The sequence below is a fragment of the beta proteobacterium MWH-UniP1 genome, assembly GCA_036362785.1.
Taxonomy (GTDB): Bacteria; Pseudomonadota; Gammaproteobacteria; order Burkholderiales; family Burkholderiaceae_A; genus Lacustribacter.
Map to the genome: position 1 here is coordinate 1,591,537 of CP143625.1, position 18,164 is coordinate 1,609,700.

Below are 18,164 nucleotides of genomic sequence, written 5' to 3' on the forward strand. Positions count from 1 at the left end.
AGGCCAAAACCTTGCAGGCTTGTGGCAACATAAGGGTCCTTTCAACTCGCTCCTTGATGCATGAGTGACCCCTACCCCGGTAACGGGCCATCGAAATTAAAAACACAATTCGAACGCCTAATCGCCCGTCTGCTTGGACGGCCCGATGACAAAGAAGATCTGATCGAGCAACTGCGCGAGGCCCAAGAGCATTCGGTCATCGACGCAGACGCCGTCTCTATGATGGAAGGCGTTATGCAGGTGGCGGACATGCAGGTCCGCGACCTAATGATTCCGCGATCACAAATGGATGTGATCGATATCGAAGATCCGATCGAAAAAATCCTGGAACTTGTGGTCAAAACAGCCCACTCCCGTTTCCCTGTGATCGAGGGCAAACGCGACAACATCATTGGTGTGTTGCTGGCCAAAGACCTGCTGCGCTGCCTGGCCCAGCACGACGACGACTTGCGGGGCATGCTGCGGCCCGCAGTGTTTGTTCCAGAATCCAAACGCTTAAACGTGATGCTGCGCGATTTTCGGGTAAACCGAAATCACATTGCGATTGTGGTCGACGAATACGGCGGTGTCGCCGGCATGATCACCATTGAAGATGTGCTCGAACAGATTGTGGGCGACATTGAAGACGAACACGACATTGAAGAAGATGACGACAACATCGTGGCCATGCCCCGTCAGCCAGGCCGTTTTCGTGTCCGCGCGCTCACGCCACTTGAGCAATTCAACCAGGCCTTCCAAACAGAACTCGAAGATGAACAGGTTGACACCATTGGCGGCTTTGTCACCGACTTATTTGGCCGTGTGCCACACCGTGGCGAAAAGATCGAACATTCAGGCCTGCGATTCGAAATCCAGCGGGCAGATGCCCGACAGGTCCATGTCTTGATTGTCGAGAAGACCCCGGTCACCGACACCGAGTCGGCATAGCCCAGTTCAGACCTTGCGCCTGAATCCGGTTTGGTTTTTCGCACTGCTTGCCTTGGTGGCCTACACCGCCGGGCTGCACTGGATTTACATCAGCCTGCATGTCTACGGCCTGATGCCCGCATGGCTCTCAGCACTAGCGACAGTCTTACTCGCCGCCTATGTCGCTGCCTATGCCGTTGCCGCCTTTGTCGCCTGTCGATGGCTCCAATTAGACAGCCGAAAACTCACCACACCATTGGTCATTGCCAGCGTGGTCACTGCGGCCGAATGGCTTCGGGGCACAATCTTTACCGGTTTTCCTTGGCTGTCGATTGGCTACTTTGGCATTGACACCCCCCTGTCGGGCTATGCACCAGTCATTGGTGTTTATGGCGTGGGCTTTGTGCTGATGGCCTGTCTGGTGCTGCTCTATCAATGCCTAAAACACCGAAGCTGGCGCTCATTTGGTGTCTTGGTGGCGTTCATTACACTTGGGTGGGCTCTGCAATTTCAAGAATTCACCACGCCCACAGGCCGCCCGCTGCGTGTTGCCTTGGTGCAGGGTGCAATCCCCCAATCCATGAAGTTCGATCCGGCCCGCGAAGCGCAGGCGATCACCACACACCTTGAGCTTGCCAGAGCAGCAGCTGTTCCAGGTGGCCCCCACCTCATTGTCTTCCCCGAAACAGCAATGGTTCGGCCGTGGGACATCACCACCCCTGAGACCAAGGATCTTTTTCATCGGCTTGCCCAGCAATCCGGCGCCACCGTAATGCTGGGGCTACCCCTTCGGGACAGCGATGGCTATCGCAACAGCCTGATTGCCATTGACGAGCAAAGCCCAAGTCATCAATTCAGCGCCCGCTACGACAAATACCACCTGGTTCCTTTTGGGGAATTCATTCCGTTTGGGTTTCGATGGTTTGTTGATCAAATGCAAATGCCCCTGGGCGACTTTCAACGCGGTGCGCCGGTGCAAATGCCAATCGGTGTGCGTGACCAGCGTATTGCGGTGAACATCTGCTTTGAAGACTTGTTTGGTGAAGAGCTGATTCGGGTCCTGTCGCCCAACCGGCCTGCAGAACAGCAGCCAAGCATTTTGCTCAATGTGAGCAATCTGGCCTGGTTCGGTAACACCATTGCTTTAAATCAGCACCTGACCATTGCCCGCATGCGTTCTATTGAAACGGGCCGGCCCTCCATTCGCGCAACCAATACCGGGGCGACCGCCACCATTGACCATCGCGGGCGATTGCTGGACCGACTGCCCTTCGGGGAGCCTGGCCTGCTGGTCTCACAAGTCCAAGGCATGCAGGGCACCACGCCGTATGCCCGCTGGGGCAACTGGGTGATTCTGGCCATCTCCTGGGCCATGATTGCGCTGGCAATTTTTACCCGACGCAAGTCCGCCGCCCACAAAAACCGCCCATAAGGCCTTGCTGCTGCCCGGTTAGGCCCCGCGCAAGGGCTAAAATGCGGGCTATGCAAAGTTTTCAAAAAATCATTTTGACCCTGCAGCAGTACTGGGATGCGCAAGGCTGCGCCCTGCTGCAGCCAATTGATCTGGAAGTCGGTGCCGGCACTTCCCATACCGCCACCTTTTTGCGGGCCCTTGGCCCTGAGCATTGGCGTGCTGCCTATGTCCAGCCATCGCGCCGGCCAAAAGATGGCCGCTACGGTGAAAACCCAAATCGCTTACAGCACTACTACCAATTCCAAGTGGTGCTCAAGCCATCGCCTGAAAATATTCTTGAGTTGTATCTTGGCTCGTTGCGGGCACTTGGGATTGACCCCGAGGTCAATGACATTCGTTTTGTGGAAGACGACTGGGAAAACCCAACACTGGGCGCCTGGGGGCTGGGCTGGGAAGTCTGGCTCAATGGCATGGAAGTCACGCAATTTACTTACTTCCAGCAAGTCGGAGGTATTGACTGCGCACCGATTACTGGCGAGATCACTTACGGCATTGAACGCCTGGCCATGTACTTACAGGGTGTCGAAAACGTATTCGATCTTACCTGGACAGAGTGGGAAGAAAACGGGCAGGCCAGAAAACTCACGTATGGCGATGTGTATCACCAAAACGAAGTGGAGCAATCCACTTACAACTTTGAACACAGCAATGTGCCCGTGCTCTTTACACGGTTTGGCGAACACGAAGCTGATGCCAAGCGCCTGCTCGATGCGGGTCTGGCCCTGCCCGCTTACGAACAGATTCTAAAAGCAGCCCACACCTTTAACCTGCTTGATGCCCGTGGCGCCATTTCGGTAACAGAACGGGCCCAGTACATTGGGCGGATTCGCAACCTGTCGCGTGCGGTGGCGCAGGCCTATGTGGCGTCACGCGAAAAGCTTGGCTTTCCAATGCTGCACCAATCCTAATCAACACCCCGCACACCACCGACACCACGCCAAAGAGTTTTTCGAAAGATCACGCCCGAGATGAGCGCTTCCAACAACGCCCCTTTGTTAATTGAACTTCTCACCGAAGAGTTGCCGCCAAAGGCACTCAAGCGGCTTGGGGACGCCTTTGCCAACAGCATTGTTGAGCGGCTCGTTAAAGAAGCGCTGTGTGCGCCTGGCGTCACCACAACCAGCTATGCCAGCCCCAGGCGCTTGGCAGTCCACATTCAGGAAGTCCACGCACAGGCCCCTAACCGGGAACGCCAGGAAAAACTTCTGCCGGTCTCGATTGCCCTGGATGCGTCCGGCCAGCCCACGCCACCACTCATTAAAAAACTTGCCTCGCTTGGTGTGACCTTGGGCGACCAAATCCAGCTTGCTGATTTAGAGCGGGTCCACGACGGCAAACAAGAACAACTGATCTACCGATTCACCGCCCCCGGCGCACGATTACAAGATGCGGCGCAGGCTGCCTTGGAAGAAGCCATTGCAAAGCTGCCCATCCCCAAGGTCATGACCTATCAGCGGGCCAATGGTGACACCGTGAAGTTTGTTCGCCCAGCACACCGGTTACTCGCCCTGCACGGTGCGGCCATTCTGCCCATCAGCGTGCTTGGCTTAACAGCGGGCAACACAACTCAGGGCCACCGGTTTCACTGCAGCGCGCCGATCACCATCGGCCATGCTGACCAATACGACCAAACGCTAAAAGAAAAAGGCAGAGTCATTGCCTCCTTTGCAGAGCGCCAGTCACAGATTGCCAAAGCACTGCAGGCCAAGGCGGCCCCTGATATCGCGATCATGCCCGAAGCACTTTTAGAAGAAGTCACCAGCCTTGTGGAGTGGCCCGTGGTGCTACAGGGTCAGTTTGAAGCCGAGTTTTTGTCTGTGCCGCAAGAGTGTCTGATTCTGACCATGCAGCAGAATCAAAAATATTTTGCACTAACCAATCAACACGGAAAACTGATCAATCGCTTTTTATTGGTCAGCAACATCGAGTCCAAAGACCCGACAGTGGTTGTGTCTGGCAACGAGCGTGTGCTGCGGGCCCGACTGTCGGATGCGAAATTCTTTTTCGATCAAGATCGTAAAAAGACATTGGCGTCCCGGATCGATGGCCTGGCATCGGTTGTGTATCACAACAAAATTGGCAATCAACGCCAACGCATCGATCGGCTGGCCCGGCTTGCCAAACAGTGGGCACCATTGTTGGGTGCCGACCCAGCCCATGCTGAGCGGGCCGCCATGCTGGCCAAGGCCGATTTGCTCACCGACATGGTGGGGGAGTTTCCTGAATTGCAGGGTGTGATTGGCACTTACTACGCCCGGCATGACCAAGAAAACGAAGATGTAGCCCAGGCCATCGAGGCCCACTATCACCCACGCTATTCGGGTGACAGTCTGCCCGCCAACCCAACCGGCTGCGCACTGGCCCTGGCCGACAAACTTGAAACCCTGGTTGGCATCTGGGGCATCGGCTTAGCCCCCACGGGCGATAAAGACCCATTTGCCCTGCGCCGCCATGCCCTGGGTGTGATTCGCATCCTGATTGAACACAAAATCAATGCACCACTCAATCAGCTGTTAGCCGATACGGCGGCCTGCTTTGCTGGCATCAGCACCGTGGCCCCTGATCTGGCAGCAATCGAGGCCTTTGTGCACGATCGGCTGCGGGCCTGGTTAAAAGAAAAAAATTACAGCATTGAATTGATCGAGGCCGTGATTGCCCAGTGCCCCCATCAGCTTGACCAGATTCTATCGCGACTTGATGCGCTCAAAGAATTTTTAAACCTGCCAGAAGCGGCTTCGCTGTGCTCGGCCAACAAACGGATTGGCAATATCTTGAAAAAATCGGAGAGCAGCCACGGGGCCATCCAGGTAGAACTGCTCACCGAGCCCGCCGAGCAGGCTTTGGCGCAGACATTAGAAAAAATCGCGCCTATCGCAGCAGCAGCTGTTGCCCAAGGCCGTTATGCCGAAGGGCTGTCGGCCATGGCTGCCCTGAAAGCACCCGTTGACGCCTTTTTCGACACGGTGATGGTCAACGCAGACGATCCACAGCTGCGTGCCAACCGGCTGGCGTTGTTGCATCAATTGCATCAGGCCATGAACCAAGTGGGCGACCTGTCGCGACTGGCCGCTTGATCATGTTACGACTGATTATTCTGGACCGCGACGGTGTCATCAATCATGACAGCGACGATTACATCAAATCCCCCGATGAATGGCTGCCCCTTGATCGCAGCTTAGAAGCCATTGCACGACTCACGCATGCCGGCTGGTCCATCGCAGTTGCCACCAACCAATCCGGCATTGAGCGCGGCCTATTCGATATCAACACGCTGCATGATATTCACAGCAAAATGATGGATGCCGTGTCCGAGGCCGGCGGCCGAATCGATGGCATTTTCTTTTGCCCACACGCCCCCAATAGCGGCTGCAACTGCCGCAAACCGGGAACCGGGTTGTTTGAAGATATTTCAACCCGATTTGGTAAAGCACTTGCCGATGTGCCAGTAGTGGGAGATTCCCTGCGTGACCTGCAGGCCGCCCACGCCATGCAATGCAGGCCCTTTTTGGTCAAAACCGGCAAGGGCAAGAAAGCACTTGCCGCTGCCCAACAAGATTCCGCCAAGGCCCTGCCCCCTGGCACGACAGTCGCAGATGATTTGTACGCTGTCGTCGAACAACTCCTGGAGCACGACGGACACCGTCGGCCCACCTAAGGCAAACACACATTTTGTTAATACTTCCCAGCAGGACCCAATGCTGATTCTTCGCGCTACCGCTTTTTCAATTTTCCAAATTGTCTCGCTTTGTATCTGGGCCATTTTGTTTGTGGTGATTGGCCCATTTCTGCCCTATGGTCCGCGCTATTACTTTGCGATGCGCTGGTCTGCCATGTGCATCTGGGCGGCCCGGGTATTGCTGGGCATTCGCTACAAAGTGACCGGCCTGGAGCACCTGCCTGACGGCCCGGCGATCTTGCTGTCAAAGCACGAATCGGCATGGGAAACCATGTTTTATCCCAGCTATTTTGCGCGGCCACTCTGCTTCGTATTTAAACGTGAACTCTTGTGGATACCATTTTTTGGCTGGAGTATTGCGTTGCTGCGCATGATTGCGATTAATCGCAGCAAAGGCGCATCCGCCTTTCAGGAAATTCTGACAAAAGGTAACGATGTCTTGCACCAACAGAACCGGTGGATAGTGTTCTTTCCAGAGGGCACCCGTGTGCAGCCGGGCCGTCATCTTCGTTTCAAAACGGGCGGCACGCGACTTGCTGTTGCCGCCAATGTACCGGTGGTGCCGATCGCCATGAACTCCGGGGATGTCTGGCCCAGGAAATCTTTTATCAAAAAACCGGGACTAATTACCGTTTCCATCGGCCCGGCCCTCTTGCCTGAAAACGAAGATGCGTCTACCCTGATGGCCAAGGTAGAGGATTGGATCCAAAAAGAGATGACAAGAATTAGCCCCAACCGAACCCGGAAAGGACATGAATGACGCTGCTTGAGCAGTTTCTCTTGCCTTTTGGAATAGGCGACTCAGCATCTCCTACTACCGGAAAATCCGGCACTCCCTCTTCTTCATCGTCTGATCGCAATCCCAAAGACGCTGGCCAGCCCAACTCTTCTCGAGCCGCACCACAGAAAAAACACCGTACTGTTGCACTGCAGGGGCAGCCGGTGCCGTGGCTACTCAAACGAACGCGGCGCAAAACCGTCGGCATGTCGATTGGCCAGGGCATGATTCAGGTCAACGCGCCGAAATGGGTTCCCATCAGCGATATCGAATACATCCTGCAGGAAAAATCAAAGTGGCTGCTTGCGCGGCTTACCGAGTGGTATCAAAGCGAACAACACCGTCTTTTGCCCGAGCAGCAATGGATTCATGGCGCAACCATGCAATATCTGGGCAAGCCCATGACACTGCTGCTCTGCCCCACCAACCGTCAGACTCAGTGGGATGATTTTCGCCGCGAGCTTCAGCTTGCCCTGCCCACCGAAGCGTCTCTCGAGCAGGTCCGTGACACCGTGCATGCCTGGCTGCAGCATCAGGCCAAACGGCTTTTTGCCGCACGGCTTCAGACCATTAGCCGGCAGTCGAATCGTTGCTACTCAAAATTTAGTCTTAGCAATGCCCGTGGCCGCTGGGGCAGCTGCACAGAAGACGGCCATATTCGACTCAACTGGCGGCTGATTCATTTTGGCCAAGAAGTCATCGACTATGTGATTGCCCATGAGCTGGCCCACACCTACACCATGGACCATGGCCCAAGCTTCTGGGATGAAGTCGCGGTAATTCTGCCAAATTACCAAGAGGCCAAAGAGATCCTGCGCAAGACACGGCTAGATACGCTGCCAACGTTTTAGGCCCACCCGCTGATCAGCGGGGTGTCAGCCGGCGACACAGCCAAAGAACAATCATTACTCTGTCAGGCTGTTGGCCAGCGCAATAAATTTCGTAACCGGCACTTCCTCAGCACGCTGGGTGGGCAAAATGCCCAACGCGTCCCAATCGATAGCATCCCCATAGGCTGCCAGCGTATTGCGCAACATCTTGCGGCGCTGAGAAAAGGCCATGGCCACCACCGCGCCAAAAATTACCCAATCCTGCACCGCCACCTGGTCCGCCGGTAATGGCACCATGCGAATCACTGCCGAATCAACTTTCGGGGCAGGCTGAAAAGCCCCGGGGGGCACCAACAGGCACCGCTGCATGCGATACCGGGCCTGCAACATGACACTTAAGCGGCCATAGATCTTCGAGCCACAGTCGGCCGCCATGCGGTCGACCACTTCCTTTTGCAGCATGACATGTTGATCTTCAATTACATCGGCCGATTCCAACAAATGAAAAAGAATCGGGCTGGAGATGTTGTAAGGCAGATTCCCCACGATGCGAAGCGGGCCACCAAGTTCACGCGCCAGCGCATGAAAATCAACCCGCAGGACATCCTGCATTTGTAGTGTTAACTCCGACTCGGTAAACCGAGACCGTAAAAGCGCCACCAAATCACGATCAATTTCAATGGCATGGACATGGCCCGCCTTGGCAATGAGCGGTGCAGTAAGCGCGGCCTGGCCGGGACCAATTTCAACGAGCCGGTCGCCAGCCTTGGGCTGGATGTGATCAATGATTTTGGCGATTAGCCCAGCATTGTGAAGAAAATTCTGGCCGAACCGCTTCCGCGCCTGATGGGCAGGCGCGGCTGATTCGTCAGAGTTCGTCGCGCTTGATTTCAACATACGCATTGGCACGCACTTCGCGAGTCCACTCGGACACGGCCTCTGCAAGTTTCTGGTCACGTAACACCATGCGTGCCGCTGTACGCAGACGGTCTTCTGTTAATGGTTCACGTTTACGCTCGAGTAGTTGAATCAGATGCACACCGAAGACTGAACGCACCGGGTCACTCATCTGGCCAGGCTGCAGGCCAAACATGGCCCGCTCAAACTCTGGCACAAGGTCACCGGGGTAGGCCCAATCGAGTTCGCCGCCCTTTTGTGCAGAACCTAAGTCTTGTGAGAAATCGCGGGCCATCTGCGCAAAGTCACTGCCCAATTCAATTCGGCGGCGGATATCCAGAATGCGACGGCGGGCCACCTCTTCACTGACCTGTGCATCAACCCGCACCAGTATGTGGCGGGCCCGGTGGACGGCAACTTCCTGCGTGCGCAAGGTAGAGCGGCGATCTTCTAACTGAAGGATGTGAAAACCATTGGCACTACGTACCGTCTTGCTGATTTGCCCCGGCTTTAAGCCGGAAACCGCATCCAGAAAAAGTGTGGGCAGGCGATCGGGCGGGCGCCAGCCCAGGCTGCCACCCTGATCACGGTCGGGCGAATCAGAAAACTCTTTTGCCGTTGCGGCAAATGCCTTGGGATCGCGCAGGGCCTCTTCAATCCGTTTTACTTTGGCTTGGGCCGCCGCTAATTCGTCTTTGCTGGCGTTCTCTGCGACCCGCACCAGAATTTGTGCCACCTTTAATTCTTCAACCCGCTGAATCGACTGGCCCTGCGCCGCCAAAAAGGTGTCGACCTCGCTGTCACTGATCTGCAAACGATTGTCGACCTCCCGCTCACGCAGACGGGTCAGAATAATTTCTTCACGTATGTCTTGGCGAAAGGCAGCAAATGAAATGCCTTCGGACTCAAGCTGATTACGCAGGCCCGAAACCGACATGCCGTTTTGATCTGCAATGCGGTTAATGCTGCGATCCAAGGTGATGTCATCCACCCGAATGCCAGTCTCGCGGGCCATCTGCAGCATGGCCCGATCATTGATCATGCGCTCTAAGACCTGCTCTCTTAAAAGCGCTGGGCTTGGCAGCGTAATGTTCTGGCGCTTCAGGTTGGCAATAAACTGCTTTTCTCTTCTGGCCAATTCGCTAGCGGTGATCACCTCGCGGTTCACAATCGCCACAACACGATCAATAAGCACCGGTGAAGCGGGTGCCTTGAAGCCCTGACTTTCCGAGGGCGGCGCCAACGGCCGGACCTGGGCGCTGGCCCCAAGAGGCGTGACCTGGGCCGAACTGCTCGATGGCGCTACGACCTGGGCCGACACGGTAACTGACATGGCCAAGGCGGCCGCAGCGAGCCAGGATTGAAGAAGGACTAATGGGGTCACAGCGTTTCGCATGGTGCCTTTAGGTGAAAAAACTAATGGTTACTGGAAATTATCAAATTTCGATGGCAGGGGTGTGATCTGGTTAATCATCTGGTAATTCGGGATATTACGCGTCAATGCCCCCAAGGGATTGGTGCCGACACGGGCCATGCCGTTTAACTCCAGCTGAAAAAAGATGGCCGTATTTTTCTCGGAACCGCTGGCCGCGTACTGCTGGACCACAAAGCGGCCAACCCAGCAGCCACCGTCGTACTCGAATCCAGCCAAGGCCTCGACCACACCCGGGTTCTGGTTTTCGGTATTGCCCCCAAGGTTACGCAGCGCGTATTGGTAACGGCCGACCGCATACCAGTGTTTCGCAACGGGCCACTGAAAGGCCAAATCAATCGTGTTGGAGGAGTCACGCACAAAACGATAGGCGGCACTCACCGCGCTGGCAGGCTTCGGGTTGTAACGATTGACCAGCGACACACTCTGCCAACGAGATGTGGATGGTGTGTACTGGGCCTGGGCATCGGTGACCCAATCTTTGATTGGCCTGGCGGTGATCTGGCCGAGCAGATCGGATTTGCGATCAGTACGAACGGTTCCGCCAGGTAGCGTCACCCGCTGGTCGTCTAAGTAAAAGCGCTGGCCGAGCGACGCGCGAAAACGCTCTGCACCACTTCGCTCTTCAATAAACCGCGTGGTGACACCCGCCGTGATCTGGTTTAAGTCGGCAACGCGGTCTTGACCGTTAAAGGCAGACTCCGAAAAAATCTGCGCAAAGTTCAGGCTTGGCGAACCCGTGTCAAACACGGGATAGCGCGACTGGTCTTTATAGGGTGTGTAGATGTAAGAAATTTTTGGTTCAAGCGTCTGCTCCAGTGCCAGCTTACCCACCGACACAGAGCGCTCCAAAATGGTGCTGACCTCGGTGCTAAACGTTGGCAACACCCGTGTGTAGGAATCGGTTGTGGTGCCCACGTTGTTGGCATAAATCGTGCCCGAAGGATTGGTTAAATACTTGTTTTGCGTTTCGGTGCTGCTGCCGTTTTTACGATGTTCGTAATGGGTTGCATGCAGCGCGACTTTCGGAGTGATGTAAAAGCCCTGTTGGAAATGCCGCCAGGCTACCGAGCCTGACGCGACAGCACGTTCCCCCTCGGCCAGCGTTGGGTGTTGATACGACGTGAGTTCGGTGCTGACATTCCAATCGAGCGGCAAGGCATCGCGGCCAGGCGTTGCCCGATGGTTTTTGGAAGCGGCCAGGCGTGGCGCATAGCTATATGGTTTGATCAGCGGGGATGCTGTGTCTTGCAAGAGCTGATAGTCCTGAATCTCGGCCTGGAAATTCCAGCCACGCGATGCGGTGGTCAGCGTTAGCGCACCGGGTAGCAGCCGCTGGGCCGAAGACAACAGCGAATTACCAAGGTCGGTAAAGTAGTTGTCATCGGACGCCCGCTGAATATTTAGCCCCAGGGCCACATCTTTGGTTGGCCGATACGTTGTGGTCACCGAGCCAAACTGCCGATTGGTCTTGGTCACGCTATCGTTGGGCAGCACCTCGTAGGCCACCGTGCCCAGGCTGCTGGGCTCAAGAAAACGAAACTCGGTGCCAAGCTGAACACCGCGCTTGGTGATCAAGCGCGGGTAAAGCGTCATGTCGTGGTGGGGGGCCAGGTTCCAATAAAACGGTGCCTCAATTTCAAAACCAAGCTTGGTCGATGTGCGGTAAGAAGGCGGCAGAAATCCGGTCTTACGCCGATCACCAATTGAAAACGATGCATCTCCAAAGGGCAGGATCGGCAGGCCACCCCAATACAGCGTTGATGATTTTGTGACACCCACTTCACGAATCTGATCCACCAGCATTTCGTCCATGCGCAACTCCCAGGCAGGGCGATCGCGCGGGCAGGTGGTGTAGGTGGCCTGGGTCAGCTTGGTCTCCATTGGCTGAATAAATTCCGCCTGCTTGGCCGTGCCACGGCCCCCAGTAGAGGTCAGCTGATAACCAACTTCATTGAAAAAGCCCTGCGTGGTTCCAAGTTTTAATTCAAGCTTGGGGCCCTCGTAAAACTCACCTTCGCGAAAGAGCTTCACGTCCCCTTCGGCAAACAGCATGTCTTTCACCAAGTCGTGCCGAATATCTTTGGCCTTGATAAAGAGGCCTAGCTTTCGAAATTCAGCATCGGTATTGGACTGCACCCAATCGTCGGTCTGGCCCGAGATATCACGGCCAAAAATATAGACCGGCGTGTCGCCCGACGTGGCAGGTTCAAGATTTAAGATCGGATCAAACTTCAGGCCCAGGGGGCTTTGAACATTGGCTGAAAGCGCAATGCTTGGCGTCTCGGCCTGGGCCAGCCGAATCGGGGCCGCATAACCAGGCACATCGCCGACAGACAGCTCAGCCCTGGGGCAGCTACCAATCAAGGGGGAAGCAACAACGGGGCCCGCCCCAAGGGTCAGACCAAGGCCGAGTGTTGAACCCACCATAAAGAGCGCCACAGCGCTGCTCACCCGCAGGGTGACGATCCCAGAAAAACGCATGCTCTATTATAGGGAGCGATGATGCAGCCCTCACCGCAAAACACCCATTCCGACCCACGAATCGACCTGGCCAAGGCTTGGCTAGAAGACCGCAGTGCCGAACTCCAGGCCCTTGGCCTGACCATCTCGGCCCAGTCCTGCCGGCCGGCCTCAAGCGATGCCTCATTTCGGCGCTATTTCCGGTTCGACGCCCAAATCCATGGCCAGGCCGGACATGTTGTGCTGATGGACGCCCCGCCTGACAAAGAAGACATCCGGCCCTTTGTGGCCATCGACCATTTATTTGAGCAGGCCGGCCTGTCTGTGCCCAAGATCTGGGCATCGGACAGCCAACAGGGGTTTCTTCTGTGCAGCGATCTGGGGCAAAAGACCTATCTTGCGGCCCTGACCGAGTCCCGCGATAAGCCCGCCGAATGCACCCGGCTGTATCGAGACGCCTGGCAGGCCCTAGTAAAGCTGCAGGCCTTTAGCATCGCCAAGGTTCCACCCCTTGCAACCGGATCACTGCCCACCGAACGAAACCCCGCTTGCGGACTAAACCCTTACGGCGCCGAAAAATTAATGCAGGAAATGCGGCTCTTTGATGAGTGGTATCTGGGCCGACACAAGCCGATCGATCTGTCTGCTTCCGAGCGCGAGGGTCTGATGCAGGTCTACGACCGCATTCTGTCTGCCTGTCTAGCGCAGCCGGCGGTGATCGTGCATCGGGACTATCACAGCCGAAATCTGATGGTGATGGCCCAGGCCAACCCCGGTGTGTTGGACTTTCAAGACGCAGTGATTGGCCCAATCACCTATGACTTGGTTTCGCTACTGCGCGATGCCTATATTGAGTGGCCAGAAGATGTCCAAATCGATTGGGCCGTGCGTTATTGGCAAGACGCCAAAAAAGCGGGGCTGCCCGTGGCCGATGATTTTGGTGAGTTCTGGCGTGACTTTGAATGGATGGGTCTGCAGCGTCACATCAAAGTGTTGGGCATCTTTGCACGGCTCTACCACCGAGATGGCAAAGAAAATTACCTTAATGACATTCCCTTGGTGGGGCGCTACGCCATGTCGGTTGCGCGGCGCTATCAGGGGCTTGGTCCGCTTGCCAAACTCTTGGAGCGCTGCCTGTGATGCAATCCAAGCCACCCATGCAGGCCATGGTGCTTGCCGCTGGGCGAGGTGAGCGGATGCGGCCTTTGACCGACCACACGCCAAAGCCTCTTTTAAAAGTCAAAGGCAAGCCCCTGCTGGTCTGGCATTTAGAAGCCTTAGCCCAGGCGGGGTTTACATCTGTTGTGATTAATCTGGCCCATCTTGCTCACCAAATTCGGGAACTGATTGGCAGTGGCCAGGCCTTTGGTCTGCAGGTGCGCTACTCCGAAGAGCCCCCCGGAGCGCTAGAGACTGCCGGTGGCATTGCCCAGGCAAAACCATGGTGCAACCAAGCCGGCCAGGCCGTAAGTCCCTATTTTCTGGTGATTAATGCGGACACCTGGACCGACTGGCCCATGGCCCGCGCCTTTGAGATTCGCGACCAGATGATGCAATCTACCGCCGCAACACTTTGTCACTTAGTCTTGGTGGACAACCCCGTTCAGCACCCCGATGGCGACTTCTCGCTGGATGGCCAGCAGGTCGTGACCAAACGGGCCGGGGACAGCCTGACCTTTTCAGGCATTGGGGTCTATGATCACCAAATGTTTGCCGCTATTGCCAGCGGAACCCGCGCGCCGCTTGCGCCGCTTTTGCATCAAGCGATTGGCCAAGGCCGATGCTCGGGTGAACGCCACGGCGGCATATGGTCCGATGTTGGGACGCCTGAACGACTTGCACAACTGAATCAATGAACGCACCTGACCCAACCATGCCCACCCATTTCATCGAGTCGCTCTCTGAAGAATTGCGGCCACAGGAGTGTCTTGGTCCGATTCATGGTGATCAGCACTTTAAGCGCAGGCAGTGTCTGGCGGCGTGGATTGCAGGCCAAGGCGGTGGCGTGCTGGTCTTGTCTGCTGGCGAAGAAGTATTAAGAAACCGAGATAACCCATTTCCGTTTCGCAGCCACAGCGATTTTCTCTATATGACGGGTTTCCCAGAGCCCGACGCCTGGTGGGTCATGCGGGTCGAGGCCGACGGCAAGACCACCAGTGTCTTGGCGTGTCGGCCAAGAGATCCAGAGCGCGAAATCTGGGATGGCGTGCGTGTGGGCCCAGAGCGCGCCGCAGAACGCTTTTATTTCGATCGGGCGATCTGCATTGATGATCTGGATGCCACCATCATCAAAATGGCAGCCAATCTTCCTGCCTTTTACGCACACGTGGGCATGCATGCCGAATTAGATGGGCGGCTACGACACTGGCTCAATGCGTTGCGTACCCAAGGCCGTGCTGGCGTGACCGCACCAGACCGCATCGTGGACATTGGCCAGGCGATTGCACGGCAACGACTGATCAAAGACAGTCTTGAAATTGACACCATGCAGCGGGCCGCAGACATATCGGCCGCCGCCCATGTGCGCGCTATGCAATTTGCCAAACCGGGTCAGCGCGAATACGCGCTCGAGGCCGAACTCTTACATGGCTTTCGGGCCGCAGGCGCCCAATCAGTGGCCTATGGGTCGATTGTGGCCGGCGGGCCGCACAGCTGCATCTTGCACCACCGCGCCGGTGACCGCGTGATTCGCAACGGCGAGTTGATTCTGATCGATGCAGGCTGCGAACTCGACGGCTATGCGTCTGACATTACCCGCACCTTTCCCGCAAACGGGAAATTCACACCGCAGCAGCGGGCCATTTACGACATCGTGCAGGCAGCGCAGCACGAAGCCGTTGAGGCCACCAAGATTGGCGGTGCCTTTACCGCACCGCATGACGCTGCTGTTCGGGTGTTGGTGCGTGGCATGCTGGATCTTGGCCTGATTCCCAAACAGTCGGTAGATGCTGCCATTGAATCGGGTGACTTTAAGCGGTTTTACATGCATCGCACCGGCCACTGGTTGGGTCTGGATGTCCACGATGTGGGCGACTACAACCTGCCCTTGACCGAGGGCATGGTGCTCACCATTGAACCAGGGTTTTATATTCGGCCTGCCGAAGATATTGACCCCGGCTATTGGAATGTCGGTATTCGCATTGAAGACGACGCGCTCGTTACCAAACACGGCCCCCGGCTACTCACCCGCGGTGTGCCGGTGGATGCCGATGCCATTGAAGCATTGATGAATCACTAACTACATAAAACAACTCCATGATGGATCCCTTTGTACGCATTCAGGGCGCTGGCCCAGTTGGCATTCTGACCGCACTCTTTTTGGAAAAATATGGCTGGAGCAAATCGGCAATCGGCCTGATTGATCCCGCAATCACTGCGCCATTGCCGGCCCACGATAGTGACCCAAGAATCTTGGCGCTCTCGCACGGCACGCTCGTTCGACTCCAGCAACTTGGCATCGACACCGAAATCACCCGCATCAAACAAATCAATGTCTCTTCCCAGGGGCATTTCGGCAGCATGGAAATCCGAACTGATCGGGTCGGCGTTACCGATTTGGGCGGATTGGTGAGCTATGCGCGCTTGCTCACCGCCCTGCGACAAAAAATCAAAGAGGTTGGCATTCCCATTTATGCCAATGCAGATGCACAAGAGTTGGCCAACCCCGGTGTCTGCGTGATTGCCGAAGGCGGTGTCTACCAGCCGGGTGCACCCCTTGCAGACCCACGCATGCAGGTGGTGCGCGACTATCACCAGTCTGCTGTGTTGGGCTGGGTGACCACGTCGCCCGCGCCAAATGATGTCGCCTGGGAGAGATTTACCGCCGACGGTGTGGTGGCCTTGCTGCCGATCAGGCAACGCTATGCTTTGGTGTTTTGTCGCGAGACTGGATTGGCCCAGGCCTTTCATGACGCGGGCCCAGACATGCGCAACCGATTACTGTCTGACGTAATGGGTGGCCGAGTCAGCGGCATTCAAAACGTGGAAGTCACCGGGATCTATCCGCTGGGACTGAAATGGCGAGACACACTTGCGGAAAACAATACGGTCTGGATTGGCAACTCCGCCCAGGCCCTGCATCCCGTTGCGGGCCAGGGGCTTAATCTCGGTTTCCGAGATGCTGAAACCTTGGCCATGTGCTTACTGCAACGCGGGCAGCCCATTGAAGCTCGGCTGCAAGATTACGCCCGCCGCAGAAAAGTCGATCGATGGTCGGTCAGAACCGCAACGGACACGCTCGCCCGTCAGCCCTGGGTCCGCTACACCATCGGCGGCGTGGCGATGGTGCCCGGTGCCAAGAAGTTGCTCGGCCAGGTCCTGATGTACGGGGGCTAATCAGCATGCCGCCGAGCGGGTTTCCGGTCTATGGTGCACCACTACGAATTGGGCCTTATGCCTTGCCCAATCGCGTGTTTGTTGCGCCCATGGCTGGTGTGACCGATCGGCCCTATCGGCAGCTCTGCAAACGCTTGGGTGCCGGTTATGCCGTGAGCGAAATGGCAGCGTCTAACGCACTGCTCTGGGCCACAGACAAAACCACCCGCCGGATCAATCACGACGGTGAAATTGCACCCAAAGCCGTGCAAATCGCGGGGGCAGATCCCGCCATGATGGCCCAGGCCGCACGGTTTAATGTGGAGCGTGGCGCACAAATTATTGACATCAATATGGGCTGCCCAGCGAAAAAAGTCTGCAACGTGGCAGCGGGTTCGGCGCTGATGCAAAAACCCGATCTGATTCGCGATATCGTTGTGGCAGTCATAGATGCAGTGAAAGATAGCGGTGTTCCAGTCACGCTGAAAATGCGAACCGGGTGGAATCGACAGCATCGCAACGCCCCCGAGATTGCCCGCATGGTGGAAGACCTTGGCATTGCCATGCTCACCATTCATGGCCGCACCCGCGAAGACAAATACCAAGGCCAGGCCGAATACGACACGATTGCCGCGATCAAGCAACAACTCCGCATTCCGGTAGTGGCCAACGGCGATATCGACAGCCCGCAAAAGGCCAAGGCAGTGATTGATTACACCGGTGCAGATGCCGTCATGATTGGCCGTGCCGCGCAGGGCCGGCCCTGGATTTTTCGTCAAATCGCCCATTACCTGGACACGGGTGAATTGCTGCCCGACCCAACGGAACAAGAAATCGCCAGCTGGCTAAAAGATCATCTGCTGGATCACTATCAGTTTTATGGCGAGTTCATGGGGGTGCGTACCGCACGCAAACACATCGGCTGGTATTTAAAAGGCCTGCCAGGCGTGAAAGTATTTCGAGACTTTCTCAATCAGCTCGAATCCACTGATGAGCAGCTGCAAGCCATTGATCATTTCTTTTCCAGCCGTCATGAACTTCGATCCCACTAAGCCCACGAGTGCGGCTGACTCCTCCGTCATCGCAGCCGATCGTCGACGGGCCGTTAAAACCGAAGAATCTGGCGCTCCAAGAATTGACGACACGATTCGCAAGGCCCTGGATCACTACTTCCACACCCTGGGCGATCAGCCCCCCCACGCGCTTTACGACATGGTGATCTCGGCGGCGGAGCGGCCGCTGCTGTCTTATGTCATGCACCGCTACCAGCACAATGTCACCCATGCGGCCAAGGCCCTGGGCATCACCCGCAACACCCTGCGAAAAAAACTCGACCAATATGGTCTGATTGCCACCGATCAAAAACCGTCACAATCTCGTTCTTCCCGATAAAC

General features: G+C 56.2%; 16 protein-coding genes. 13 read left to right on the plus strand and 3 right to left on the minus strand.

Annotated features, from left to right (window positions below; genetic code table 11):
- Positions 1-60 precede the first annotated feature (60 nt).
- Genes AOB54_07815 through AOB54_07845 form a run of 7 tightly spaced genes read left to right on the plus strand, consistent with a single transcriptional unit; the run spans position 61 to position 7,685 of the window.
- Positions 61-927: a transporter associated domain-containing protein gene (locus AOB54_07815; protein WVN41379.1), complete on the plus strand. Its 867-nt coding sequence runs from the start codon at positions 61-63 to the stop codon at positions 925-927.
- Complete coding sequence (gene lnt, locus AOB54_07820; protein ID WVN41380.1) at positions 887-2,338, plus strand: apolipoprotein N-acyltransferase; 1,452 nt, start codon at positions 887-889, stop codon at positions 2,336-2,338. The genes AOB54_07815 and lnt overlap by 41 nt, the downstream gene beginning before the upstream one ends.
- Before the next feature lie 50 nt (positions 2,339-2,388).
- Positions 2,389-3,288 carry a glycine--tRNA ligase subunit alpha gene (gene glyQ / locus AOB54_07825; GenBank protein WVN41381.1) on the plus strand — a complete coding sequence of 300 codons (900 nt, stop codon included), beginning with the start codon at positions 2,389-2,391 and terminating at the stop codon, positions 3,286-3,288.
- Positions 3,289-3,348: 60 nt separating this feature from the next.
- Positions 3,349-5,454 carry a glycine--tRNA ligase subunit beta gene (glyS, locus tag AOB54_07830; GenBank protein WVN41382.1) on the plus strand — a complete coding sequence of 702 codons (2,106 nt, stop codon included), beginning with the start codon at positions 3,349-3,351 and terminating at the stop codon, positions 5,452-5,454.
- A gap of 2 nt (positions 5,455-5,456) precedes the next feature.
- Entirely contained in the window at positions 5,457-6,035 is a 579-nt protein-coding gene (gene gmhB / locus AOB54_07835; protein ID WVN41383.1) for a D-glycero-beta-D-manno-heptose 1,7-bisphosphate 7-phosphatase, read from the plus strand.
- Positions 6,036-6,075: 40 nt separating this feature from the next.
- The gene (locus AOB54_07840) at positions 6,076-6,816 is read left to right on the plus strand and encodes a lysophospholipid acyltransferase family protein (GenBank protein ID WVN41384.1); all 741 of its coding nucleotides are present in this window, start codon (positions 6,076-6,078) and stop codon (positions 6,814-6,816) included.
- Entirely contained in the window at positions 6,813-7,685 is an 873-nt protein-coding gene (locus AOB54_07845) for a SprT family zinc-dependent metalloprotease (protein WVN41385.1), read from the plus strand. Before AOB54_07840 ends, AOB54_07845 begins: the two co-directional genes overlap by 4 nt.
- Before the next feature lie 54 nt (positions 7,686-7,739).
- On the opposite strand, the gene rsmA is transcribed toward AOB54_07845, so the two are convergent.
- Genes rsmA through lptD form a run of 3 tightly spaced genes read right to left on the minus strand, consistent with a single transcriptional unit; the run spans position 7,740 to position 12,477 of the window.
- Entirely contained in the window at positions 7,740-8,567 is an 828-nt protein-coding gene (gene rsmA / locus AOB54_07850) for a 16S rRNA (adenine(1518)-N(6)/adenine(1519)-N(6))-dimethyltransferase RsmA (protein ID WVN41386.1), read from the minus strand.
- Positions 8,533-9,945 carry a peptidylprolyl isomerase gene (locus AOB54_07855; protein WVN41387.1) on the minus strand — a complete coding sequence of 471 codons (1,413 nt, stop codon included), beginning with the start codon at positions 9,943-9,945 and terminating at the stop codon, positions 8,533-8,535. Before AOB54_07855 ends, rsmA begins: the two co-directional genes overlap by 35 nt.
- A 39-nt stretch (positions 9,946-9,984) precedes the next feature.
- On the minus strand, positions 9,985-12,477 hold the full coding sequence (lptD, locus tag AOB54_07860) for an LPS assembly protein LptD (GenBank protein WVN41388.1): 2,493 nt from the start codon (positions 12,475-12,477) through the stop codon (positions 9,985-9,987).
- A gap of 21 nt (positions 12,478-12,498) precedes the next feature.
- On the opposite strand from lptD, the gene AOB54_07865 reads away from it, so the two are divergent.
- From AOB54_07865 to AOB54_07890, 6 genes are read left to right on the plus strand one after another with little or no spacing between them, the layout of a single operon-like run.
- Complete coding sequence (locus AOB54_07865) at positions 12,499-13,596, plus strand: phosphotransferase (GenBank protein ID WVN41389.1); 1,098 nt, start codon at positions 12,499-12,501, stop codon at positions 13,594-13,596.
- Positions 13,597-13,613: 17 nt separating this feature from the next.
- Positions 13,614-14,312 (plus strand): nucleotidyltransferase family protein, encoded by a 699-nt coding sequence (locus AOB54_07870; GenBank protein WVN42807.1) that lies wholly within the window; start codon positions 13,614-13,616, stop codon positions 14,310-14,312.
- A complete protein-coding gene (locus AOB54_07875) occupies positions 14,309-15,694 on the plus strand; it encodes an aminopeptidase P N-terminal domain-containing protein (protein WVN41390.1) in 1,386 nt (461 codons plus the stop codon). The genes AOB54_07870 and AOB54_07875 overlap by 4 nt, the downstream gene beginning before the upstream one ends.
- Before the next feature lie 17 nt (positions 15,695-15,711).
- Entirely contained in the window at positions 15,712-16,791 is a 1,080-nt protein-coding gene (locus AOB54_07880) for an FAD-dependent monooxygenase (GenBank protein WVN41391.1), read from the plus strand.
- A gap of 5 nt (positions 16,792-16,796) precedes the next feature.
- On the plus strand, positions 16,797-17,822 hold the full coding sequence (gene dusB / locus AOB54_07885; GenBank protein WVN41392.1) for a tRNA dihydrouridine synthase DusB: 1,026 nt from the start codon (positions 16,797-16,799) through the stop codon (positions 17,820-17,822).
- A complete protein-coding gene (locus AOB54_07890) occupies positions 17,803-18,162 on the plus strand; it encodes a helix-turn-helix domain-containing protein (protein ID WVN41393.1) in 360 nt (119 codons plus the stop codon). The genes dusB and AOB54_07890 overlap by 20 nt, the downstream gene beginning before the upstream one ends.
- The last annotated feature ends 2 nt before the right edge of the window (positions 18,163-18,164 follow it).